General features: G+C 56.2%; 26 protein-coding genes. 15 read left to right on the forward strand and 11 right to left on the reverse strand.

The genetic code is table 11. The features are described from left to right. Positions 1–27: 27 nt before the first annotated feature. Positions 28–357, forward strand: a complete 330-nt coding sequence (locus tag FH039_RS09705; RefSeq protein ID WP_139681149.1) for a methionine--tRNA ligase subunit beta — start codon at positions 28–30, stop codon at positions 355–357. Next, positions 358–810, forward strand: coding sequence for a protein-tyrosine phosphatase family protein (locus FH039_RS09710; protein WP_139681150.1), 453 nt, complete (start codon positions 358–360; stop codon positions 808–810). It begins immediately after the preceding gene. On the opposite strand, the gene FH039_RS09715 is transcribed toward FH039_RS09710, so the two are convergent. The 4 genes from FH039_RS09715 to FH039_RS09730 are packed head-to-tail and all read right to left on the reverse strand — an operon-like array spanning position 797 to position 2,961. Continuing rightward, the gene (locus FH039_RS09715; protein ID WP_139681151.1) at positions 797–1,360 is read right to left on the reverse strand and encodes a nitroreductase family protein; all 564 of its coding nucleotides are present in this window, start codon (positions 1,358–1,360) and stop codon (positions 797–799) included. The two genes, FH039_RS09710 and FH039_RS09715, sit on opposite strands and share 14 nt — an antisense overlap. A gap of 41 nt (positions 1,361–1,401) precedes the next feature. After that, positions 1,402–2,151 carry an MBL fold metallo-hydrolase gene (locus FH039_RS09720; RefSeq protein WP_139681152.1) on the reverse strand — a complete coding sequence of 250 codons (750 nt, stop codon included), beginning with the start codon at positions 2,149–2,151 and terminating at the stop codon, positions 1,402–1,404. Positions 2,152–2,195: 44 nt separating this feature from the next. Further along, complete coding sequence (locus FH039_RS09725; RefSeq protein ID WP_139681153.1) at positions 2,196–2,573, reverse strand: nucleotidyltransferase domain-containing protein; 378 nt, start codon at positions 2,571–2,573, stop codon at positions 2,196–2,198. Then, entirely contained in the window at positions 2,545–2,961 is a 417-nt protein-coding gene (locus FH039_RS09730) for a HEPN domain-containing protein (protein WP_139681154.1), read from the reverse strand. Before FH039_RS09730 ends, FH039_RS09725 begins: the two co-directional genes overlap by 29 nt. 51 nt (positions 2,962–3,012) lie before the next feature. Here FH039_RS09730 and FH039_RS09735 point away from each other — a divergent pair, with 51 nt between their 5' ends. Both FH039_RS09735 and FH039_RS09740 read left to right on the forward strand, forming a co-directional pair. Further along, complete coding sequence (locus FH039_RS09735; RefSeq protein ID WP_139681810.1) at positions 3,013–3,474, forward strand: Mut7-C RNAse domain-containing protein; 462 nt, start codon at positions 3,013–3,015, stop codon at positions 3,472–3,474. A 32-nt stretch (positions 3,475–3,506) separates the two neighbouring features. After that, on the forward strand, positions 3,507–4,208 hold the full coding sequence (locus tag FH039_RS09740; RefSeq protein WP_139681155.1) for a 6-hydroxymethylpterin diphosphokinase MptE-like protein: 702 nt from the start codon (positions 3,507–3,509) through the stop codon (positions 4,206–4,208). Positions 4,209–4,222: 14 nt separating this feature from the next. Here FH039_RS09740 and FH039_RS09745 read toward each other — a convergent pair whose 3' ends face one another. Together FH039_RS09745 and FH039_RS09750 are read right to left on the reverse strand one after the other, a co-directional pair. Next, on the reverse strand, positions 4,223–5,530 hold the full coding sequence (locus FH039_RS09745) for an ATP-binding protein (RefSeq protein ID WP_139681156.1): 1,308 nt from the start codon (positions 5,528–5,530) through the stop codon (positions 4,223–4,225). 93 nt (positions 5,531–5,623) lie between these two features. Then, complete coding sequence (locus tag FH039_RS09750) at positions 5,624–6,451, reverse strand: hypothetical protein (RefSeq protein ID WP_139681157.1); 828 nt, start codon at positions 6,449–6,451, stop codon at positions 5,624–5,626. A 62-nt stretch (positions 6,452–6,513) separates the two neighbouring features. Between FH039_RS09750 and FH039_RS09755 the strand changes: the two genes are divergently transcribed. Together FH039_RS09755 and mobB are read left to right on the forward strand one after the other, a co-directional pair. Continuing rightward, entirely contained in the window at positions 6,514–6,729 is a 216-nt protein-coding gene (locus tag FH039_RS09755; RefSeq protein WP_139681158.1) for an LSm family protein, read from the forward strand. Positions 6,730–6,738: 9 nt separating this feature from the next. Beyond that, on the forward strand, positions 6,739–7,473 hold the full coding sequence (gene mobB / locus FH039_RS09760) for a molybdopterin-guanine dinucleotide biosynthesis protein B (protein WP_139681159.1): 735 nt from the start codon (positions 6,739–6,741) through the stop codon (positions 7,471–7,473). Positions 7,474–7,475: 2 nt separating this feature from the next. On the opposite strand, the gene FH039_RS09765 is transcribed toward mobB, so the two are convergent. Next, on the reverse strand, positions 7,476–7,874 hold the full coding sequence (locus FH039_RS09765; RefSeq protein WP_139681160.1) for a M67 family metallopeptidase: 399 nt from the start codon (positions 7,872–7,874) through the stop codon (positions 7,476–7,478). A gap of 64 nt (positions 7,875–7,938) precedes the next feature. Here FH039_RS09765 and FH039_RS12195 point away from each other — a divergent pair, with 64 nt between their 5' ends. Beyond that, positions 7,939–8,088, forward strand: a complete 150-nt coding sequence (locus tag FH039_RS12195) for a hypothetical protein (protein ID WP_168188400.1) — start codon at positions 7,939–7,941, stop codon at positions 8,086–8,088. A 193-nt stretch (positions 8,089–8,281) separates the two neighbouring features. Further along, complete coding sequence (locus FH039_RS12200; RefSeq protein WP_167889535.1) at positions 8,282–8,431, forward strand: hypothetical protein; 150 nt, start codon at positions 8,282–8,284, stop codon at positions 8,429–8,431. 1 nt (position 8,432) lies between these two features. Here FH039_RS12200 and FH039_RS09770 read toward each other — a convergent pair whose 3' ends face one another. From FH039_RS09770 to FH039_RS09785, 4 genes are all read right to left on the reverse strand, one after another. Next, on the reverse strand, positions 8,433–8,930 hold the full coding sequence (locus tag FH039_RS09770) for a transposase (protein ID WP_139681161.1): 498 nt from the start codon (positions 8,928–8,930) through the stop codon (positions 8,433–8,435). A gap of 62 nt (positions 8,931–8,992) precedes the next feature. After that, positions 8,993–11,380 (reverse strand): CDC48 family AAA ATPase, encoded by a 2,388-nt coding sequence (locus FH039_RS09775; protein WP_139681162.1) that lies wholly within the window; start codon positions 11,378–11,380, stop codon positions 8,993–8,995. A 196-nt stretch (positions 11,381–11,576) separates the two neighbouring features. After that, positions 11,577–12,062, reverse strand: coding sequence for an Hsp20/alpha crystallin family protein (locus FH039_RS09780; RefSeq protein ID WP_139681163.1), 486 nt, complete (start codon positions 12,060–12,062; stop codon positions 11,577–11,579). A gap of 360 nt (positions 12,063–12,422) precedes the next feature. Continuing rightward, entirely contained in the window at positions 12,423–13,307 is an 885-nt protein-coding gene (locus FH039_RS09785) for an MBL fold metallo-hydrolase (protein ID WP_139681164.1), read from the reverse strand. Positions 13,308–13,369: 62 nt separating this feature from the next. Here FH039_RS09785 and FH039_RS09790 point away from each other — a divergent pair, with 62 nt between their 5' ends. The 7 genes from FH039_RS09790 (at position 13,370) to FH039_RS09820 (ending at position 20,131) form a co-directional block, all read left to right on the forward strand. After that, positions 13,370–14,308: an ABC transporter ATP-binding protein gene (locus FH039_RS09790; protein WP_139681165.1), complete on the forward strand. Its 939-nt coding sequence runs from the start codon at positions 13,370–13,372 to the stop codon at positions 14,306–14,308. Further along, positions 14,305–15,117, forward strand: a complete 813-nt coding sequence (locus tag FH039_RS09795; protein WP_139681166.1) for an ABC transporter permease — start codon at positions 14,305–14,307, stop codon at positions 15,115–15,117. Before FH039_RS09790 ends, FH039_RS09795 begins: the two co-directional genes overlap by 4 nt. An 87-nt stretch (positions 15,118–15,204) precedes the next feature. Next, positions 15,205–16,893 (forward strand): acyl-CoA mutase large subunit family protein, encoded by a 1,689-nt coding sequence (locus FH039_RS09800; RefSeq protein ID WP_139681811.1) that lies wholly within the window; start codon positions 15,205–15,207, stop codon positions 16,891–16,893. Between the two features lie 71 nt (positions 16,894–16,964). Beyond that, positions 16,965–18,887: a CGP-CTERM sorting domain-containing protein gene (locus FH039_RS09805; protein WP_139681167.1), complete on the forward strand. Its 1,923-nt coding sequence runs from the start codon at positions 16,965–16,967 to the stop codon at positions 18,885–18,887. 94 nt (positions 18,888–18,981) lie between these two features. Beyond that, positions 18,982–19,137, forward strand: a complete 156-nt coding sequence (locus tag FH039_RS09810; protein WP_014013574.1) for a 50S ribosomal protein L39e — start codon at positions 18,982–18,984, stop codon at positions 19,135–19,137. Positions 19,138–19,147: 10 nt separating this feature from the next. Next, the gene (locus FH039_RS09815; protein ID WP_088180792.1) at positions 19,148–19,417 is read left to right on the forward strand and encodes a 50S ribosomal protein L31e; all 270 of its coding nucleotides are present in this window, start codon (positions 19,148–19,150) and stop codon (positions 19,415–19,417) included. 27 nt (positions 19,418–19,444) lie between these two features. Then, positions 19,445–20,131, forward strand: coding sequence for a translation initiation factor IF-6 (locus FH039_RS09820; protein ID WP_139681168.1), 687 nt, complete (start codon positions 19,445–19,447; stop codon positions 20,129–20,131). Positions 20,132–20,141: the final 10 nt, after the last annotated feature.

Consider the following 20,141-nt stretch of genomic DNA (forward strand, 5'->3'; position numbering starts at 1 on the left):
CCCTTCCAAAGATTATCGGGTGGTTTCATGGAGCTCTACGACGTTTCCGAATTCTGGAAGTTTGACCTCCGGGTCGGCCTTGTTAGGAAGGCCGAGAAGCTGAGGCGCACTAAAAAGCTGATAAAGCTCGACGTTGACTTCGGAACCGAACGGAGGACAGTAATAACGGGTATAGCCGACCAGTATTCTCCGAAGGAGCTCGAAGGAAGGAAATTCATCTTCGTTCTCAACCTGAAGCCGAAGGAGTTTTCGGGCGTTAAGAGCGAGGGCATGCTCATAGTTGCGGAGACCGAGGATGGGAGGGTTTACCTCCTGCCCGTTCCGGAGGAGATTCCAGAGGGGGCGAAGGTGTGGTGAATGTGGCGCCCGGCCAAATTCGTTGACGATAACGTTGCCTTCTCGCGGATGCCGACAAGGGGTGAAATAGACGAAGTTGCCAAAACCTTCGATGCGGTGGTGGTTCTCGTCGAGGAGTTTGAGCTCCCCTACAGCCTAAGTGAATGGCAGAACCGGGGCGTTGAGGTTCTCCACAGCCCAGTTCGGGATTTCTCGGCCCCGTCTCTGAATCGGCTCCTCGAAATCCTCCGCTGGGTTGAGGAGAAAGTTGCGAAGGGCAAAAAGGTCCTGATCCACTGTATGGGCGGCCTGGGGCGGAGCGGAACGGTGGCAGTTGCCTGGGTGATGTACTCTAAGGGGCTCCCCCTGAGGGATGCCCTGAGAAGGGTTCGCATGTTAAGGCCCGGTGCGGTTGAAGTGGAGGAGCAGATGGGGGTTTTAAAAGAGCTGGAAAGGTTCCTCAGAAGCCGTTGAAACTCACCACCTCTTCGAGCTTTCTCCTCTCATACTTCGGCTTCGGGTCTGCTGGATAGCCAACGGGCAGAATCGTCTGGAGTTTGTAGCTTGGGGGAGCGTTGAGGAGTTCTTCGATTGGTTTGGGGTTAGGAGGGGTGTATGTGACGGTTCCGAGGCCGAGCTCTTCGAGCGCAAGGAGAAGGTATCCAACCGCTATCCACGTTGACTGGAGCCAGTAGGGGGCTTTGGTGTGGCCGAAGACGAGTATCAGATAGGGCGCCTCGCTCAGGAAGGGCTTCTCCGGCTTAAAGCCCTTGGCGTTCAGCCACGCCATCAGGTCGCCCTTCGTCCTTGAGTAGAACTTCTCCTCTTCCTCCTCGCAGAGCTCCCTTATCTTCCCCTTCAGCCAGTCGTCGTCTATGATTACAAACTTCCAAGGCTGGGCGTTCATACCGCTCGGAGCTTCCTTTGCCGCCTTGATGGCCTTCATCAAATCTTCCTTTGGAGGCTTATCCGGGAGAAACTGTCTGACGGTCTTCCTCCTCTTCGCCAGCTCAAGAACGCGCATGGCATCACCGGTTTCTTTTGGTTGAAAACGGATAAAAACGTTTAGACGTAGAACACCATGCCGTCGTAGGCTACCAGGACCTTATTTTTCCACTTCTTCCTCACGTACTCGGTCAGCTTGAGGAAGGGAAGGTTCTTGTGGGAGATGTGGCTGAGAACGGTTCTCTCGGCGAGCCTAAGCCCCATCTCGGCCGCCTCGTCAACGTTGTTGTGGTAAGGGTCGTCCGTTCCCGGTGGATAGGTCGCGTCAACTATCGCCAGCCTGAGGGGTGAGTTCCTCCTCAGGAAGTCCTCCGTTGATTCCGGCAGACCCTTGGTGTCGTAGATGAGTGCCACCCTCTTGCCGTCCTCCTCTATGAGGTATCCGAGGGTCTCAACCTGATGGTTGAGCTTGAAGGCAGTGATTTTGAGCGTGTCAAGTTCAACGGTGTCTCCTGGCTTTATCGTTTTTGGTTGAAGGTTCTTGGGCTCGCGGAGGATCAGAGCATCGGCGTGTCCCTCCGGCGCGTAGAGCGGCGTTTCCATCGCCATCCAGCGGAGCTTGTAGAGGCCGTAGATGTGGTCGTGGTGCCAGTGGGTGAGGAAAATCGCCTCAAGCGGGACGTTCAGAAAGTCCCTTATGTCTGTTCCGACGTCGAAGAGAACGGCTTTTTTGTTTTCGGTAATTACCGCGAGGGTTGAAGGTTTTCTCTGGGCGAAGCCGAACTTCCTGGCCTCGCTACACGTCGAGCAGGTGCAGAGGTGCGCCGGGATTCCCTCGCTCCCGCCGGTGCCGATGAAGTAGACGAGCATAAGAACCACCGCAATATTTTATGAGGACAAAATAGCGGCCGACTTTATAAAAGTTCCTCGACTTTAACAGGTTTCACCTTCAGAACCTCAACGTACCGCTTAAAGCCGGCCTCATCAACGATGTGGAACTCGAAGGGATGATAATCCGGCAGGCCCGCAAGTTCTTCGATTTTGACTTCAACCTTGGCTCGTTCACGGAGGCTTTTTGGGACCTCTTTCACCTTTATCAGCAAATCGACGTCGCTTCCGGCGGTGAACTTTCCGGTTAGAACGCTCCCGAAGACGTAGAGCTCGCACTCGCCAAGAACATTCTCGCAGGCCCGCTTTATGGCGGGGAGGTACCTACGGTAATTTTTAATCATGAGGTAGCGCTTTCTTCCCCTCCTGATGAGTTCACTCCTCACTTCTTCTCTCGAACGCATCCACGAGCCCCTCCACGAAGTCCCTAACCTTCTGGGCAAAGCCCATCAAATCCTCGGCATCCTCCAGGTAGTACCTTCTCGGCTCGTAGCGGGCTTTTATGTACGCATCTTCCAGTTCTCTGAGAAGTCCTCTGTTTTGCCTCACAAACTCGGCCACCTTGTCCTCTGAGCCCAGTGCATCGCCCACTCCCCTGAGCAGTTCCCTTATCGAGTGTGTCCTGAGCCTCACGCCGGAGTACTTTATTATTACCGCCTTGAGGTAGAGCTGAAGGGCCTGCTCGGTCAGGAAAACGGCTGTGTCGTACTTCTCACGCTCGAACGCCTCGTTTGCCAGTTCAAGGTAATCCTCCGAGCGCCTCAGGAGGGTCTCAACTTCCTCGTAGTGCATTCCACCACCGGAACTACTTTAACGGCCTCCCCTTAATACCTTTCGATGGGGATGAGGTTCATCGCCGACATGATGCTCGGAAGGCTGGCGCGCTGGCTGAGGCTGTACGGGTACGACACACTCTACGGCGTTGAGGACGACGATGAGATACTCAGGGTCGCCCTGGCTGAGAACCGGGTTCTCCTGACCAGGGACTCTGGATTGACTGATAGGGCTAAAAAGCTCGGCGCGGAGGTAATCCTGCTGAGCTCGAACTCCCTTGAGGGTCAGATTGAGGAGCTTAAGAAGCACGGCCTTGAGTTCAGGGAGCTTTTCCCCGCCAGCGCGCGCTGTCCGAAGTGCAACGGACCGATAAGGCCGGTCGGAAAGGAAGAGGTTAAAGGAAAAGTTCCGGAGAGCGTTTACGAGCGCTATGACGAGTTCTACGTCTGCGAGAACTGCGGCCAAATCTACTGGCCAGGAAGGCAGTGGAAGGAGATGCTGAGGATAGACGAAAAGCTGAGAAGGGTTTAAAAGGTATTCATCCATCATTGGCTGGTGTTGGAATGGAGTGGGAGGAGTGGAAGCCGTTCTATCTGAGGATCGTTCGTGAGATGGGCTACTCCGTTGAAGAAGACCGCAGGGCAGCGGAGCTGTTGAGGGCACTGCTGCTTGAGGGGGACGAGTACATCTTGAGGGACGAACTGGCCGCAGTCGTGGAAAAGAGGGCCTACGTCTTTGGCTGCGGGCCCAGCCTGGAAACTGCTCTTCGGAGGTTTGATTTCTCCGACGGGACGCTGATAGCGGCCGACGGGGCAACTTCTGCACTCCTGGAGAGGGATATGGTACCGGACATCATAGTCTCCGACCTCGACGGCAGGATTCCCGACCTGAAGCTGGCGAACGACCGGGGGGCGTTCATGGCAGTCCACGCCCACGGAGACAACGTGGACAAACTAAGCGCCTACGTGCCGCTTTTCTCAAGGGTTCTGGGGACGACCCAGACTGAACCACTGGACATCGTCTACAACTTCGGCGGCTTTACCGACGGTGACAGGGCCGCTTTTCTGGCCGAGGAGCTGGGCGCGAGGGAGATAGTTCTGGTCGGCTTCGACTTCGGCGAGACCGTGGGGAGGTGGAGCAAGCCTGGCTTGAGGGAACACGCCCCGATATGGGAGAGCAAGAGGAAGAAGTTAGAGTTCGCGAAGGAACTGCTGGAATGGCTGGGGAAGAATGGGAGGGCGAGGATCAATTATCTGACCCTCTGAAATGGTGTGCCCTGTTAGAACCCGGCTACAAAGGCCTTCCAGGGGTAAAACGCCACCCTCTCGCTTATCTCGTATCTCTCGCCCAGTACGATTCCCCTCTCTGCCCCCAGGCGTTCCATGCTCCTCTCTACCTGGTTTTTCCGAACCTTGCCGAGACCGACCTCGACGACAACCCGCTCCCTGTTTAGCTCAAGGACGAAGTCCGCTCCGCCCCTGCCTGGCTCGTAGCACAGCCTGCCGTTTCTCGATTTTGAAAGGAGGAACAGGTAGAACGCCACGACGTCTTCGAGCAGAGAAGCGAAGACCTCCTTTCTGTTGAGATTGAAGCCTGAACCGAAGAGCAGGGCCGACTTGATCGGAACTGCGAGGAATTTGATCTTGGGACTTTTTCTCACAGCTTTCGCGGGAGGACCGCAGGCCGGAATCCTCTGCACGAGGCCGGCCTTCTCCAAAGCATCGACCAGCTTCATAACGGTCCCCTTGGCCAGGCCGAGGGTTTTTGAGAGCCTCTCGTAGCTGAAGCGCTCGCCCTTGGGGGCCGCGAGAAGGTGGAGCAGGTCAAAGGCCCGGTCGAGGGTCTCGGCGTCGAACTCGTGAACCTCCCGAAGGTCGCGGTAGACAACGCGGTCTAGCATCGCCGTCAATCGTTCGTAAACTTCCCATTCTTCCATTTCAAGGGCGAGCGGCATCGCGCCGGCCCTGACGTAGGTCTCGACGTCCACCATTATGGGGGGCATTGAGATTTCGTCCCCCCTCATGATTCTCCCCGTGAGTTCCGGCAGTTCCAGACCCGTCCTGAGGTGATGATACTCCCTGAAGGTCATCGGAAATAGTTCCCTGTGAAGGGCCCTCCTCGCGAGATCAGGGCTTTCCCTGAGCTTTATCGCTGAAGAGCCCGTTGCTATTATGAAGAACCTCCGCTCGTCGTGCAGGAGCTTGATCTTCAGGTCCCAATCCCTCTCGTACTGAACCTCGTCGAGGAGGAGTATCGCCTTCTCGGGCCTTACCAGCCGCTTGTACGCATCAATCACCTCCAGAAGCTCCATGCCGAGGGCCCTCAGCCGGTCAAGGGAGAGGTAGAGAACTCCGTTGGGACCGACCTCTCTCATGGCTTCAAAGTACAGCTGGGCGAGCAGGGTTGTTTTTCCAACCCCTCTGATTCCAAGCAGAAGAATTGTGTCGGGGTTTCCACCTTCCAGGTACGTCCTAACCTTTGAGTACAGCCAGCTGTGGAGGTGCCTCCGGTGGGGCTTGTTATATGGAGCGAGAAGAGAGGGGGTGTTCGTTAAGTGCTCCACAGTTAGGTCATCTGGTTGGACCATAACACCACCTATTTGGTCATTATATTGAACCAACTTATAAAGGTTTGTTTCCCGAGGGGTGATTATTGAGTTTAAAAGGTGAAGAAAGGTTGGTTAGACCAGGTCCCTGAGCTTCTTGACCTTTCCGGCTTTTATCTCAACGTAGCCGGCCCTCTTGAGGAAGCGGAGGACCTCCTCGACGGCCTTTGGGGAGTAGTTGATGACGAGGGTTCCCTTCTCCGTGGGTATCGAGATGGGCGAGGCCCTAACGAAACCCTTGACCAGGTCCTCCTCGGGAACCTTCTCGCTACCGAGGGACTTGAGTATCTCCCCCGAGAGAATTGAGCGGCCTATCAGCGCGAAGTAAACCCTCAGGAGGTAATCCTCCGGGAAGTAGCGAGAGGCTATCTTTCCGAGGGTGTTTATCTTGGCTATGTCCAGCTCGAGTATCTCGAACTCGTACTCCATTGTGAGGTCCGTGAACGCGAACTGCTTGGCTATCCTCTCGGCGCTCTCCGGGCTGTGGACGAGGTTGAAGGGGAACTTGAACTCGAAGCGGAGTTTGGTTACGTCGACGCCTTCCCTAAGCTTGATGATGCCGTCGCTGTAGTCTATCGCCCCGTTCCTCGTGAGCTGATCGAGAAGCTCGGCAACCCACGGACCCTCTTGGAGGAGGGTCTCAAACCTCTCGCCGACCTTGATGTGCTCCAGTATGTGGTTTAGGCTCTCTTTGAACGAAACAAAGCCCTCCCTGAGGGCCTCCCTGTCGGCGCCCTCGATGACGTCTATCTGCGCGCTTATCTCCTCAAGCGTTCCCTCGAGCAGGTATCCAACGAACGCCTCATAGCCAAGTCTCTCGTGAAGCTCGAACTTGATACCTTCCCTTCTCAGGTCTTCCAAAAACGATTTCTTTACGGATTCACTCTTCGTGACGAACCTCATTCTATCACCGAACCGGAAACGGTTAAAAGCCTTATAGGTTTTTGGTTTCTGGAGGTGAGCGCATGGGCGAGAAGCAGTACCTGCTCGACAAGACCCTTGAGACCTGGAAGGGGAAGAGGGTTGCGATAGCGGTTAGCAACGAACACTCCTTCACCGGAATCCTGGAGGACTTCGATGAGGAGGTCATACTCCTGAGGGACGTGGTGGACATAGCCGGGAACAAGGCAAAAGAACTCATCGTGAAGATAGACGACCTCAACTGGATAATGCTCCTGTGAGGGATTTGAATGAGGGGGGTAGCTTTCGTTGGCTTCAAGAAGAGCGGAAAAACGACGACGGTTGAGGCCGTTGCGAGAGTTCTAAAGGAGCGCGGTTACCGCGTTGCCATAGCGAAGAGCATGCACGCCGACTTCGACAGGGAAGGGAGCGATACGTGGCGCTTCTCAAAGGTCGCCGATGCAGTCCTTGTCAGGGCGAACGATACCGATGCCCTCCTCTTCAACGCCAAGGATATAAACGCGCTGTTCTCTATGGTTTCAGCCGATTTCCTCCTGCTCGAGGGGTTTAAGTCTATCCAGCACGTTCCCAAGGTGATATGCGCGAGGAACGAGGAAGAGGTTAGGGAGCTCAACGACGGCCTTGCCATAGCGGTGAGCGGTGTTATAGCCTCAAGCGGAGTGGAGGAGATAGACGGCCTTCCGGCCATAGACGCAACCAAGGAGCCGGAGAGGCTCGCGGATTTGGTGGAGAAGAGGGCATTCATGCTCCCCAACATAGACTGCGGCCTCTGCGGCTTTGAGTGCGCCGAGATGGCGAGGATGATAGTGAGGGGCGAGAAGACGACCAGGGACTGCGTGGTTCTGAGCTCGAAGCCCAAGGTCACGGTCAAGATAGACGGCCAGGTTCTGCCCATGAAAGACTGGGTGCAGGAGCTGGTGGAGAAGACGATAAAGGGCATGCTCTCGGCGATGAAGGGCTACCGCGAGGGGAGAAGGATAGAGATAGTGATCAGGGACGATTGAATTCAGACGACCTCAACCCCCACCTCTCGAATTCTGTCTCCTTCCAGCACAAAGGCCCCGTAGTTCCCCTTCTCATCGACTATCAGCCAGACGACCGGCCAGAGCCTCATGCCCTTTAAATCCCTCCCGCTCGGGACCGGTGGGCACTTCAGGTGGGAGTGGAAGATGCCGACCACCTCAAGGCCCCGTTCCTCGGCCTCGTCGATAGCTTGCAACATCTCGACCGGCTCCATCTCGAAAGCCGTTGGAGAGTTCAGCCTGTTGGGGACGAAGCGGACTTCCTCGACGATGAAGTTTCCACCCTCCCCCCTTCCGAAGAGGAAGCCGCACACCTCGACGGCACTCTTTTCTGCCATTTTGATAATTGCCTTTAAATCTTCTTGTCGGATTATCAGACCCATGGTCAAAACTCCCCCGTTAGACTTATAAAGCTTGGAGATATGACAAAGCTCTGCCGGTGATACGATGAAATGGGCTCTTACACTCCACGGTGGGGAAAACCACGGTGAAACCATGATCCTCCACGCCGAGAGCGCCGATGAGGCACGGAGGATGGCGGTAAGGGAGATGAAGCGGAAGGACGCGAGGGTCTTCGAGCTGGAGAAAATTGAGTGATTCTTCTTCCTCAAATTATTCTTCCTGGCACCCTCAGCGGTGGAGCGACACTTATGGCTACCATGACGATTATGCACGCCAATGCATATTTTAGTTTGGACTGCTATGTACTTTGATGTCCATATGGGTGCAACAATGTTTTTAAATCCTTCCAGCTTTTCTATCACTCGCAGTGATATATTGGGGTGATGGCATGCTCGTGAGGATCGTCTACTACATGAACAACACCCTCCCAAAGGAGAGGATAGTCGTCACCAACGACATAAAGAAGGCGGAGAGGATAGCGAGGGAAGAAATGGAGAAGCTCCGCGCGAGGGGCTACGAGCTGGAGTGGGTGGCCTGACCTACGCCCTCCCGATGTTGGGCGGACCGACCGTCTGCTCAAACCCGTAGATTATCAGGACGAGGCCAAGCCACGTCGCCACGAAGTAGGCGGTTATCGTGACGAAGTGGAGCGGTATGGCAGCCAGGGGCATGAGCCCGCCGGTCTTCAGCATCTCCGCCCCGGTGTCGTCGGACATCCGCGAGAGGGCGCGGTAGAGGAAGTAGAGGCTCAGGAACTGCAGGGCCAGAAAGACTACATGGACGGTGTTCACCACCGCGGGGCTTGCCTCCACAGGGGTTATTCCGAGGGTCTTGCTCCACCCGGAGATTCCGAGGACGATCTTCGCCCCGTAGAGGGGGAGTGAGACGATGAAAACAACCAGCGATCTTTTGATGGTCTCCCTGTACTCAGCCATCTCCCCCATGAGGAGCCAGAGGCCCACGATGGCCAGCGGGTAGATGTACATCATCAGAATCAGCGTGAGCGCGAAGAGAACCTCAAGCCTTCTAACGTTCATGGAACCACCGTAGAAGAGTCGGTCTCAAAAGTTAAAAGGTTGAGGGGAGCACATCCCTCAAATCATCCACGCGACTGCTTGAACTGTTCCTGGATCTTCCTGTAGTACTCCATGGTCTCCTCGCTCACGCTGGGGCCTATCTTCTTCATGGCCTCCTCGAAGTCCTTCATCGTCACCTTGACCTTTTGCCTTATCTCGTCGGCCTTCATGCCGGGCCTTATGATGCCCTCCTGGAGTGCCCTCCTCATGGCCAGCATAGCGGCCTCTCTCACCACAGCCTCGATGTCCGCTCCGGTGTAGCCCTCGGTCCTCTTGGCGAGCTCTTCGAGGCTGACATCCTCGGCGAGAGGCACGTTCCTGGTGTGGACCTTGAATATCTCAAGTCTTGCCTTCTCGTCGGGTGCTGGAACGAGTATGAGCCTGTCGAACCTGCCCGGCCTGAGCAGTGCCGGGTCTATTATGTCAGGCCTGTTGGTGGCGGCTATGACGACCACGCCACTGTTCTCCTGAATTCCGTCCATCTCGGTGAGGAGCTGGTTAATGAGCCTGTCCGTAACGCGGTTAACGTCGGTTCCCCTGCGCGGAGCGATTGCGTCAATCTCATCTATGAATATCACCGTTGGAGCCGCTTGTCTTGCCTTCCTGAATATCTCCCTGATGTTCTTCTCGCTCTCGCCGACCCACTTGCTGAGCACCTCTGGACCCTTGATGGCTATGAAGTTCGCTTCACTCTCGTTCGCCACGGCCTTCGCGAGCAGAGTCTTGCCTGTTCCGGGCGGGCCGTAGAGGAGTATTCCCTTTGGCGGGGTGATTCCAAGCCCCATGAATGCCTCAGGGTACTTGAGCGGCCACTCGACGGCCTCTTTGAGCTCCTCCTTCACCTCCTCCAGTCCGCCTATGTCGTCCCAGCGGACGTTCGGAACCTCAAGGAGCACCTCCCTCAGGGCGGAAGGCTCGACCATCTTGAGGGCCTCGTAGAAGTCCTTCCTGGTGACCCTGAGCTCCTCAAGGACCTCCTTGGGTATGTGCTCGGCCTCAAAGTCTATCTTGCCCTCCTTAATGAGCCTCCTCAGAGCGGCCATCGCTGCCTCTCTCGCCAAAGCCGCAAGGTCCGCACCGACGAAGCCGTGGGTGACCTCGGCCAGCTCCTCAAGGAGTCCATCGATAAGCCTGGCCTTGACCTCGTCGTAGAGCTTCTCGTCTACCTCCTTGAGTATCTCGGGAATCTCTTCGTCCCTCGCGTTTTTGACCTTCATCAGGGCCCTCTCGGCGCTCTCGCGGTAGGCGTCGTTTCTCTCCAGCTCCTCGAGTATCTCGATGACCCTGCCCTTTCTGAACTCCGGGTCGATGGGCATTCCTCTGGTGTGTATCTGGAGTATCTCCTTCCTGCCGGCCTTGTCGGGAACTCCGACCTCAAGCTCGCGGTCGAACCTTCCGGGCCTCCTCAGGGCAGGGTCTATGGCGTCCGGCCTGTTGGTGGCGGCGATAACTATGACCTTTCCGCGGCTCTTGAGACCGTCCATGAGCGTGAGCAACTGGCTGACGACCCTCTTCTCGACCTCACCGTGGGTCTCCTCCCTCTTCGGAGCTATTGCGTCAATCTCGTCTATGAAGATTATCGCCGGCGCGTTCTCCTCGGCCTCCTTAAAGACCTCCCTCAAACGCTCCTCGCTCTCGCCGTAGTACTTGCTCATTATCTCCGGCCCGTTGATGGCTATGAAGTGGGCGTTGGCCTCGTTGGCAACGGCTTTGGCGAGTAGCGTCTTACCGGTTCCCGGCGGACCGTAGAGCAGGACACCCTTGGGGGGCTCGATACCGAGCTTCTCGAATATCTCCGGGTGCTTGAGCGGGAGCTCTATCATCTCCCTGACCTTCTGAATGACGTCCTTGAGGCCGCCGATGTCCTCGTAGGTCACTCCTAGCGCGGCGGTCTTGGAGACCTCCTTGACTGGCTTCTCGCTGACCTGGAACTCGGTGAACTCCGTTATCTGGACTATCCCCGCTGGAGTCGTCGCAGTAACCACGAAGGTCAGCTCCTGGCCGAGTATTCCGACCTTGATGTAGTCGCCCCTGACGACGGGCCTGCCGACGAGCCTGCTGTGGAACCACTCAACGAAGTCGTGGCCGAAGCGAATAGGCTCGGTTGGTGCAACGATGACCTTCTTCGCCTCCTTGACCTCGGCCTTCCTCACGGTAACCTCGTCACCAAGGCCGACACCGGAGTTTTTCCTTATGGTTCCGTCCATTCTGATGATGCCCAGACCCTCGTCCTCCGGATAAGCCGGCCAGACTACTGCTGCCGTGTTCTTGGTTCCGATTATCTCGATGATATCACCGCTCTGAACGCCAATCTCGCGCATTGACTTGCGGTCTATCCTAACTATTCCCCTTCCAACGTCCCTCTGGTAGGCAGAGGCGACCTTGAGCTTAACCTCCCTCTTTTCGGTCATCATTAACCACCTCCAAACTTTTCGTGTCCGATGATCGTGAGATTTAATGTTTTTATTTTACTTGGGGGTTGTAGGGGGCAGAGCCCCCTCCGGTATTAAATTAAAGCGGGGTCGTGGGGCGAAGCCCCACATCGGGGGTTTGATGGTAGAGGAAGATAAGGGGGTGTCCCCCTTGTCTTCCCTTACAACGAAAGGATCACTCGATCTTGACCTCGAAGCCCTCGCCTTCCTCCTTCTTTGGAGCCTTCTTGGGTATCTCTATCTCGAGGACGCCGTTGTTGTACCTGGCTTTCGTCTTCTCCGGGATGACCTCCTCCGGCAGTCTGATGACCCTCCTGTAGCCGCTGTAGTAGCGCTCGATCCTTATGGCTCCCTCGGTCTCAAGCTCCTTCTCGCGCCTCACCTGGGCCTCGAGGTAGACGGTATCCTCGGTAACGCGGAGCTTGATGTCCTCCTTCCTGACACCCGGGAGCTCGACGGTTATGACGAACCTGTCACCGCGGTCGAATATGTCCACGAAAGGCTCACGCCAGGTCTCGCTGACGAGCTCGTAGCGCTCTGGCTCTCTGGTGCTCCAGAGCCTTGGTCCGCGCATGATGTCTCTGAAGATGGCGTCGATCTCCTCCTGGATCTCCCTCATCAAGTCGAAGGGGTCCCAGTAGCGGTCCCTCTTCCAGACCATACTACCACCCCCGGCCTTTTGGTTACCAGTAGTAACTAAAAGAACAGAGTTTAAAAAGTTTTGTGTCCATAAATGAGCATTAAAGAAGAGTCAGGGACAGAGTAGGGATCTGGAAAAACTACAACATTACATGGACTGCAATTGGAAGAAGTACAAAGAGGGAGGGGGGAAGCTTGGGACACCACCTCCATCCATTTTTCGGAGGACACCTCAAGCTTCCAGGCGGCGGGCGTTTCTGCCAGGGCCCGCAACGCTGCTACGTATAAACTTGAATGTTGGCCATCCACGTCTCCTGCACTGTAATGTAGGTGCAGGATATATATTAATCTTTCGCGTTCTTTATTGTACATTCAACAACGATTAAAAAGTTTGGTTAAAAAAGCTACAACCCCCTGAGAATGTTGTGGTGGATTCGATAGCCACTGATTCATATCCAATTCCATTAAGGATCCTTGCAAACTCCTCGGCGAAGCCGTAAACCGTGAAAACCCTCTCCGGCTTTACTCTCTCCACAATCCTCACCAGCTCCCAGAAATCGGCGTGGTTGCTGAGTTTAAGCTCTCCAAAACCGGAAACCGTAAGCTCCCAGGGGGATAGGGAGTTCTCAACCCGGGGCGAGCGGTAGGAGCGCAGGACGACCTCGCCATCTTCGCTAATGTTGCCGAAGGAGACCCCGAACTTTGAGTAAACGCGTGCCACCTTGACCATCTCCCTCGATGCTTTGACGGTGTAGCCGTGAAGGTCGAGTATCTTCATGACCTCTTGAGCTTTCCCCATCTGGTTGACGTAGAGAACAGGTCTTTTACCCCTCTCAAAGGCCTCCTCGACGAAGGCTATCAGCTTCTTCTCGGCCTCCCTCGGTGTTGGGAACGTGAAGTGGGGAACTCCGAAGGTGGCCTCGATTATTAGAAAATCCGCCCTCGGAAAGCGGCTCTTTTCAGCTGTCCTCAGCTTGAACCACTTGGTGTCGCCGGTGTAGAACAGCGTCCCGTTTTCGAGCCACAGCTTTATCCCGGCCGAGCCGAGCATGTGGCCGGCTGGGTAGAGCCTCGCTTTAAAATCACCGAGGTAGAAGGTCTTTCCGAACTCGATTTCCCTGTAAAAGCCGCCCTTCCGGAGGTGGCTGAGGAACTTCGTGGCTTTGGTGGCAAATATAACCTCACCGCTGACGAAGTGGTCGGTGTGGGCGTGGCTCTGGAAGGCGATCTTTGCGGAGCTGTCGAGGCCGACGTTGCCTATTATCATTACTTTAATAAGCCCCCGAAACCCTTATTTAGCTTCGTTTCGATATCCCTCTGGGTGTTGAGATGTCCACCTACATCATCGAGACTGAGAAGCTCACCAAGTTCTTCGGCAGGATGAACGTTGTGTATCATCTCAACCTCAAGGTTCCCAAAGGTGCAGTCTATGGCTTTCTCGGTCCCAACGGCGCCGGTAAGACTACCACGATAAAGATGCTTACCGGGGCTCTGAAGCCAACCTACGGCGAGATAAGGATTTTTGGCCTCGATATGCCACGCGAGAGGGTTGAGATAATGCGGAAGGTCGGCTACATGCCCGAGAAGCCCCTCGCATATGAAGACATGACGATCTTCGAGTTCCTGACCTATATGGGTCGCCTCTTGGGACTCCCCAAGGGGGAGGCAATAAAGCAGGCGAGGGAGCTCATGGCCTACACCGGGGTTGGAAAGCTGGCCTTCAACAAAATCAAGGAACTCTCGAGCGGCCAGAGGCAGAGGGTTACCTTTGCCATGGCCCTCCTCGGAAACCCGGAACTTCTCACCCTCGACGAGCCGACGAGCAACCTCGACCCCCTCGGGAGAATGGAGTTCATCGGCAAGGTTCTGGAGCTGGCCAAAGCCGGGAAGACCATCTTCATAAGCTCTCACATAGTCAGCGAGATAGAGAGGATGTGCAACCATGTCGGCCTGATCAAGGACGGCCAGCTCATCGAACAGGGGCGCGTCAGGGACCTGGTGAACGTGGAGGGAACGGATTACGACGTCCTTGTCTCGGACAACGGGAAGCTCCTGGAGTTTCTGAAGGATAAGGTCTACGTAAGGGAAGCCTGGGAAGAGGAGGGAATCCTCAGGGTGAAGCTCGACGAGAGGTTTGCGGAGCGGTTCTTCGTTGAGCTTCCCGCCTTTCTGGCCAAGGAGGGGCTCGCTCTCAAGCTCTTCAAGTCCCACACGAGCCCGCTGGAGAGAATCCTGATGAAGCGCTTCAACGTGGGGTGGAAGGAATGAGCGATGGGCTGGAGCCCTTCCAGAGCGCCCTCTGGGTGGTCTTTGAGAGCGAGTTCAGGAGGTTGATCCGTTCGAGGAAGCTCAAGGTTCTCTTCCTCGTCACGTTCTTTCCCGCGTTCATCTACCTCCTCAGCCCGAACGCATCGGGAACCGGCGGTGATGCCATGCTCAAGTCGTTTCAGGCTCTCATGCTCGACCTGGTTCCCAACTACTGGCTCGGCATAATCGGCCAGCTCATCGCGATAATCCTCATGAGCGACCTCCTCGCGGGCGAGATAGACAGGGGGACGATAAGGCTTCTCCTTGCGAGGCCGGTGAGGCTCAGCGAGGTTGTCGTAGCCAAGTTCCTCGCCGGACTCGGCGCCCTCGCGGTTCTCTTTGGGGTTCCCTACACCGTCATCTGGGTTTACAACCCAATCGTTTATGATACTGGCGCGGAGGGTCTCTGGAATGGCCTGCCAGACCTCCTCCTCGCCCTTGGAGCGACGCTCCTCGTCCTGGCCGCCCTCGGAGCCTTAGCGATGATGGTTTCGGTCCTCATAACGCGCCCGCTCTATGCCTCGCTGGCTACCTTCGGGGTAGTCTTCCTCCTCCAGTTTCTCCTGCCCCAGATTCCCTACGTCAAAAACCCGGAGCGCTACACCCTCGGCTATCAGACGGTGGTTCTGCTGAAGGCCGGGTTCGATAAGGTTGATCTGGGCACCTTCGTTGGGAACTCCGCCCACACTGCGGTCTTCTTCGGGGCAGTTGGGGTTATCTTCCTGGCCGCTGCCTGGGCGGTTCTAGCAAACCGCGACTTTCCCGATTGATGGATAATTTATCCAACGTCAAGCCATACCTTTAGGTATGTAAAAGCTTTTTATAGGCCGGGACCCAAATAGGGGCAGGTGGTAGGCATGACTTTCGATAAGGAGAAGCTCGCAAAGATTAGGGAGGAGGAAAAGCGCTGGGACGAAACGACGGTTAAAAAGTTCATCGAGAAAAGGCCCGAGAGAAAGGAGAAGTTCACGACCGACGACGGTTTTGAGATAAAGCGCGTTTACACTCCGGCCGACCTCGGCGAGGACTGGGATTACCTTGAGAAGCTCGGCTTCCCGGGTGAGTACCCGTTCACCCGTGGTGTTTACGCCACCATGTATCGCGGCAGGTTCTGGACGATGAGGCAGTACGCCGGTTTCGGAACGGCAGAGGAATCCAACAGGCGCTACAAGTACCTCCTCGAGCAGGGGCAGACGGGCTTAAGCGTCGCCTTCGACCTGCCGACCCAGATTGGCTACGACTCCGACCACCCAATGAGCGAGGGTGAGGTCGGAAAGGTCGGTGTCGCAATCGATTCCCTCTGGGACATGCGCGTCCTCTTCGACGGGATCCCGCTCGACAAGGTTTCCACTTCGATGACCATAAACTCGACCGCGGCAAACCTCCTCGCCATGTACATCCTCGTGGCTGAGGAGCAGGGCGTTGCCCAGAACCAGCTCCGCGGAACGGTCCAGAACGACATCCTCAAGGAGTACATAGCGCGCGGTACTTATATCTTCCCGCCGCAGCCGAGCATGAGGCTCACAACCGACATCATCATGTACTGCGCCGAGAACGTCCCCAAATGGAACCCGATTTCGATAAGCGGATACCACATCCGCGAGGCCGGGGCAAACGCGGTCCAGGAGGTTGCCTTCACCCTCGCCGACGGTATCGAGTACGTCAAGGCCGTCATAGACAGGGGCATGGACGTTGACAAGTTCGCCGGAAGGCTGAGCTTCTTCTTCAACGCCCACAACAACTTCCTTGAGGAGATCGCCAAGTTCAGGGCCGCCAGAAGGCTCTGGGCCTACATAATGAAGGAATGGTTCAACGCCAAGAACCCGCGCTCAATGCTCCTGCGCTTCCACACCCAGACGGCCGGCTCAACGCTCACCGCCCAGCAGCCGGAGAACAACATAGTCAGGGTTGCCATTCAGGCCCTCGCGGCGGTTCTCGGCGGAACGCAGTCGCTCCACACCAACTCCTACGACGAGGCTCTGAGCCTTCCGACCGAGAAGAGCGTCAGGATAGCCCTCAGAACCCAGCAGATTATCGCCTACGAGAGCGGCGTCGTTGATACGATAGACCCGCTCGGCGGTTCCTACTACATCGAGTGGCTTACCGACCACATCTACGAAGAGGCCTTGAAGTACATCGAGAAGATTCAGAAGATGGGCGGCATGATGAGGGCCATTGAGAGGGGCTACATTCAGAAGGAGATCGCCGAGAGCGCCTACAAGTACCAGAAGGAAGTCGAGGAGAAGAAGCGCATCATCGTCGGCGTCAACGAGTTCATCGTTGATGAGCCGCTCGACGTCGAGATACTCAAGGTCGACCCTAGCATCAGGGAGAAGCAGATCGAGCGCCTTAAGAAGCTCAGGAGTGAGAGGGACGGCAAGAAGGTCGAGGAGGCCCTCGATAAGCTCAGGAAGGCTGCCGAAACCGACGACAAGAACCTCATGCCCTACATCATCGAGGCCCACAGGCACCTCGCGACCCTTGGAGAGGTCACCGACGTCCTGCGCGAGGTCTGGGGCGAGTATCGCGCTCCGCTGATATTCTGACGCATCGTTTCATTTTCTTCTTCCATTCCAAAACGTTTTTAATTCTCTGCCGTAGTTAAACCGGTGGTGGTATGAGAACCTCCCGCTTCCTTGTCCTCCTGCTCCTCATCGGTACCGTTCTCCCCCAGCAGGTTACTGCCGAACCTGCACCCGGGTATCGGTTTCCGGACCATCCCGTCATGATGCACCTCAGCGTCGCCAGCAACGGAAGTTTTGCCCTCATTGGGATTACTGTATCCGAGTACGGAAAACTGCCCGACTATATGTGCCCGATAGACTCTCCCGACACTTACATAGGCTGCCGCGAGCTCTCCGGAAGGGGATACCTCCTCTTCGAGGTCGGTGACGGCATGAGGTACCTCAACCTCACTGACTCGTTGGCGAGGTTCAACTTCACCGTCCTTTCAGTTGCTCCCCTCGGGAGGGAGTGGTTCCTCATCGGTGTCCGCCCCCTTTCCCCCTGCGAGTTCGACGTCTGCACCAACGTAAGCTACACCGTCATGGAGTACCTTCCGGAGGAGGAACGGATTGGGAAACCCGTTCGCCTTTCTCAAATTGACTCGGACGTTCTCTTCAACCTGCCCGGTGTTATGGCTGTGGGCGGAACGGTCTCCAACGGTTCGCTGATATTCTCCTTCCCCTACGCCAACGAAACATACTCAGTTCCGGTTGAGGCTTTCGAGAAGTACCTCCGCCTCCTGGACTTCAGCGACTCCAGCGGCCTGAATGCGGAGAGCCTGCTGAAGCTCTTTCGGGCGGTGCCCTTCCGCGGAGGAATCATCCTCTACCTTCCAAGCTACGGACTTGAGGCCTACACCTCAGGGCCATACTCCGTCAGGGAATACCTCCTCATCGGGAACGGGTCCAGCGTTTACTTCCCCCACATGTGGGTTGGGCACTCCGGTTTCGTCTGCTCCCCCAATAACGCCAGCGCGACGCCCTTGACGGGACGGCTCTTCCCGCCTTTACTGTACTACCACAACGGAAAGCTCAGCCCCCTTCTGAACCTCTCGGTTGAGACCTATGTCTGGGATCCCGATGGTTCAGGCGGGACTTTTACCTGTGCTCAGCCGGTTCTGAAGCTTTCAAACGGGACCCCCGCCCGGGTTGGGGGAAACTCCTCCGTTCCCGAGCTGAAACTTCCCCCCGATGAAGGCAGGGTCTATGTCTCCATCGTCCGCACCGTACCCCATTACTCCCCCGAAAACTTCACTTTCGTGGATCTCTGCGTTAACAGAGGAGAAATCCTCCATGCCAGGCTTGGTGAGTCATCGGTGTCCTTCCTCCAGACACCGTTTCCAGGGCTGTTCCTCAACGTCAATGGCTCGTGGGTGTACGGGAGGCTGAGCGGTGGAGGATTCAGAAACTTCTGCATCTATTACTGGGGACCAGCTTTCAACGAAACCTTCGTCTACGATCCCGTTGGGAGGGTTCTCCACCCCATTGAAGTGAACACGTTGGGGCGTGATTCCTCCAATGAGTTCCGTGTTTGGAAGGCCAACCGGAGCGCCGTTAGTTTCATAACGCCCTCCCTCGACATCTCCGTGATCCCTCTGGAAAACCTCTCTCGGTGTGTTCCCTCTTCAAAAGCTGCGTCAATGCTCCGCGGGGTTAAAGTGGGGGAGGGAATGCTCTTTTATTACCCATTCTACGTTACGGGAATCACGCTCGAGAGGCGCGGCTGGGCAACCGTCTGGGGCGACTACTCCTCAAACGCCCCCACCACACTCGACGGTACCTGCCTGGCATTCTACTACTCGGACGGCAGAATAACCTCCGCTCTGAAGGCAGAGGCCGCCGTTGTGAGAGTGCCAGTCGGGAACTGGAGCGTTAAACTCGGCATTCCATATATTGACACGGGCAACGCCCTCAATGCCTCCCTGGAGCTCCCCACTCAGACGTCACCAGAGGACGATCATCGCGTTTGCGGCCCGGCCGCGATAATTGGGTTCTCGGTAGTTCCACTCATGCTGAGAAGAAAACGCCGCGGATAGCTCCGGGTGGAAAACCTTAAAACCCCACGAAAAAGCTTAAAAAAGAATACCCAAAGCATCAACAGGCATCATGATAATCCCGGGAGGTGTAGTTATGGCGAGAAACAAGCCGCTTGCGAAGAAGCTCAGACTTGCCAAGGCCGCCAAGCAGAACAGGCGCATTCCGGTCTGGGTCATCGTCAAGACCAACAGGAAGGTCATGACCCACCCGAAGAGAAGGATGTGGAGGAGAACCAAGCTCAAGGAGTGAGGTGATTTAGATGATCAAGCCCGGAGAGGAAGTCATATTCGTCGTTCCCATCAAGAAGATAAAGAAGCGCGTTCCGCGCTGGAAGAGGGCCCCAAGGGCTGCTCGCTTCGTCCGCGAGTGGATAGCCAGGCACGCCAAGGCCGACGAGGTAGTCATCGGCACCGACGTCAACGAAAAGCTCTGGGAGCGCGGAGCGGAGAAGCCGCCCAACAAGCTCCGCGTTAAGGTCGTTGTTGAGGAGGAAGAGGGCAAGAGGATTGCCAAGGTCTCCCTCGCTTGATTACTTTTAATTTAACGAGGTGACGAGATGCACATAGAAAGGCTCGATTTTGAGAACTCTCCGTACCTGGGCGTTTACGGCACCGCCACAGACAGGCTAGCCCTTATCAGGGAGGGCCTCGGCGAGAAGAAGCTCGAGGTTCTCAGGGAGGTTCTCAAGGTTCCGCTCATTGAAACGAGCATAATGAAGTCCCGCATAGTGGGTATATTCGCGGCCGGGAACTCCAACGCAATGATCGTCCCCTGGTACGTCTGGGACGCCGAGCTGGAGAGGATAAACGGCCAGCTCAGAGAGCACGGGATTGACACCGAGATAGTCCCGTTCCAGAGCACCCTCACCGCCTTCGGCAACCTCATCCTCGCCAACGACAGGGCGGCGCTGGTGAGTGCCAAGTTCAGCCGCGAGGAGGCCAAGAGGCTCGAGGACATCCTCGGCGTCGAGGTCGAGAGGGGCATGATAGGCGACTTCCACGCCGTTGGAAGCGTTGGAGTGGTCACCAACAGGGGCGGACTCGTTCACCCCGAAGCAACCGACGAGGAGCTCGAGTGGCTCCGCGACCTGTTCAAGGTTGATATCTACGTTGGAACCGCCAACATGGGCGTTCCCTTCGTTGGTTCCTGCATGCTGGCGAACTCTCACGGTGTCGTCGTTGGGCACCTCACAACTGGACCCGAGATAGTGAAGATTGAAGAGGCTTTAGGCTTCCTTGACTGATGATGGAGGT

It is taken from the genome of Thermococcus indicus (assembly GCF_006274605.1).
GTDB lineage: Archaea > Methanobacteriota_B > Thermococci > Thermococcales > Thermococcaceae > Thermococcus > Thermococcus indicus.

What these genes read in the sequence shown, in the direction of transcription:
- FH039_RS09810 (WP_014013574.1), top strand. Translation starts at nt 18,982, where the DNA reads ATGGCGAGAAACAAGCCGCTTGCGAAGAAGCTCAGACTTGCCAAGGCC.
- FH039_RS09795 (WP_139681166.1), top strand. Translation starts at nt 14,305, where the DNA reads ATGAGCGATGGGCTGGAGCCCTTCCAGAGCGCCCTCTGGGTGGTCTTT.
- FH039_RS09745 (WP_139681156.1), bottom strand. Translation starts at nt 5,530, where the DNA reads ATGGTCCAACCAGATGACCTAACTGTGGAGCACTTAACGAACACCCCC.
- FH039_RS09805 (WP_139681167.1), top strand. Translation starts at nt 16,965, where the DNA reads ATGAGAACCTCCCGCTTCCTTGTCCTCCTGCTCCTCATCGGTACCGTT.
- FH039_RS09705 (WP_139681149.1), top strand. Translation starts at nt 28, where the DNA reads ATGGAGCTCTACGACGTTTCCGAATTCTGGAAGTTTGACCTCCGGGTC.
- FH039_RS09735 (WP_139681810.1), top strand. Translation starts at nt 3,013, where the DNA reads ATGAGGTTCATCGCCGACATGATGCTCGGAAGGCTGGCGCGCTGGCTG.
- FH039_RS09815 (WP_088180792.1), top strand. Translation starts at nt 19,148, where the DNA reads ATGATCAAGCCCGGAGAGGAAGTCATATTCGTCGTTCCCATCAAGAAG.
- FH039_RS09820 (WP_139681168.1), top strand. Translation starts at nt 19,445, where the DNA reads ATGCACATAGAAAGGCTCGATTTTGAGAACTCTCCGTACCTGGGCGTT.
- FH039_RS09785 (WP_139681164.1), bottom strand. Translation starts at nt 13,307, where the DNA reads ATGATAATAGGCAACGTCGGCCTCGACAGCTCCGCAAAGATCGCCTTC.
- FH039_RS09730 (WP_139681154.1), bottom strand. Translation starts at nt 2,961, where the DNA reads ATGCACTACGAGGAAGTTGAGACCCTCCTGAGGCGCTCGGAGGATTAC.
- FH039_RS09740 (WP_139681155.1), top strand. Translation starts at nt 3,507, where the DNA reads ATGGAGTGGGAGGAGTGGAAGCCGTTCTATCTGAGGATCGTTCGTGAG.
- FH039_RS09725 (WP_139681153.1), bottom strand. Translation starts at nt 2,573, where the DNA reads ATGCGTTCGAGAGAAGAAGTGAGGAGTGAACTCATCAGGAGGGGAAGA.
- FH039_RS09780 (WP_139681163.1), bottom strand. Translation starts at nt 12,062, where the DNA reads ATGGTCTGGAAGAGGGACCGCTACTGGGACCCCTTCGACTTGATGAGG.
- FH039_RS09775 (WP_139681162.1), bottom strand. Translation starts at nt 11,380, where the DNA reads ATGACCGAAAAGAGGGAGGTTAAGCTCAAGGTCGCCTCTGCCTACCAG.
- FH039_RS12195 (WP_168188400.1), top strand. Translation starts at nt 7,939, where the DNA reads ATGAAATGGGCTCTTACACTCCACGGTGGGGAAAACCACGGTGAAACC.
- FH039_RS09790 (WP_139681165.1), top strand. Translation starts at nt 13,370, where the DNA reads ATGTCCACCTACATCATCGAGACTGAGAAGCTCACCAAGTTCTTCGGC.
- FH039_RS09710 (WP_139681150.1), top strand. Translation starts at nt 358, where the DNA reads ATGTGGCGCCCGGCCAAATTCGTTGACGATAACGTTGCCTTCTCGCGG.
- FH039_RS09720 (WP_139681152.1), bottom strand. Translation starts at nt 2,151, where the DNA reads ATGCTCGTCTACTTCATCGGCACCGGCGGGAGCGAGGGAATCCCGGCG.
- FH039_RS09765 (WP_139681160.1), bottom strand. Translation starts at nt 7,874, where the DNA reads ATGGGTCTGATAATCCGACAAGAAGATTTAAAGGCAATTATCAAAATG.
- FH039_RS09800 (WP_139681811.1), top strand. Translation starts at nt 15,205, where the DNA reads ATGACTTTCGATAAGGAGAAGCTCGCAAAGATTAGGGAGGAGGAAAAG.
- FH039_RS09715 (WP_139681151.1), bottom strand. Translation starts at nt 1,360, where the DNA reads ATGCGCGTTCTTGAGCTGGCGAAGAGGAGGAAGACCGTCAGACAGTTT.
- FH039_RS12200 (WP_167889535.1), top strand. Translation starts at nt 8,282, where the DNA reads ATGCTCGTGAGGATCGTCTACTACATGAACAACACCCTCCCAAAGGAG.
- FH039_RS09770 (WP_139681161.1), bottom strand. Translation starts at nt 8,930, where the DNA reads ATGAACGTTAGAAGGCTTGAGGTTCTCTTCGCGCTCACGCTGATTCTG.
- mobB (WP_139681159.1), top strand. Translation starts at nt 6,739, where the DNA reads ATGAGGGGGGTAGCTTTCGTTGGCTTCAAGAAGAGCGGAAAAACGACG.
- FH039_RS09755 (WP_139681158.1), top strand. Translation starts at nt 6,514, where the DNA reads ATGGGCGAGAAGCAGTACCTGCTCGACAAGACCCTTGAGACCTGGAAG.
- FH039_RS09750 (WP_139681157.1), bottom strand. Translation starts at nt 6,451, where the DNA reads ATGAGGTTCGTCACGAAGAGTGAATCCGTAAAGAAATCGTTTTTGGAA.